Raw genomic sequence first — 300 nt, 5'->3', positions numbered from 1 at the left:
GAAACGATCTTCATCAAATCAGGCTTGGTTAATGGGTTGAACTGAACGATGGCATCGAAACGGTTCAAGAATTCAGGCTTGAAGTAGTCGGTCAGCTTGTCGATAATCGAGTGCGTTGCGCTGCTTGCTTCTGGGCCAAAACCGATCGAAGCCTCGGAGTCGCCAGTACCGGCATTGGAAGTCATGATGATGATGGTGTCCTTAAATGAAACCGTGCGTCCCTGCGAGTCAGTCAAGCGACCATCGTCCAGAATCTGCAGGAACATGTGCATTACGTCAGGGTGCGCTTTTTCAACCTCA

The 300-nt window shown here is 50.0% G+C and carries 1 protein-coding gene; it reads right to left on the bottom strand.

From position 1 onward, the window contains the following. Positions 1 to 300, bottom strand: a 300-nt coding sequence (locus P0G09_RS18810) for an AAA family ATPase (RefSeq protein ID WP_275253433.1), incomplete at both ends; no start/stop codon positions are given.

It is taken from the genome of Faecalibacterium sp. DFI.5.82, assembly GCF_029076575.1.
Classification (GTDB): domain Bacteria; phylum Bacillota; class Clostridia; order Oscillospirales; family Ruminococcaceae; genus Faecalibacterium; species Faecalibacterium duncaniae.
Note: the sequence above shows the minus strand (reverse complement) of the source record. Positions and strands in the feature narration are given on the sequence as shown.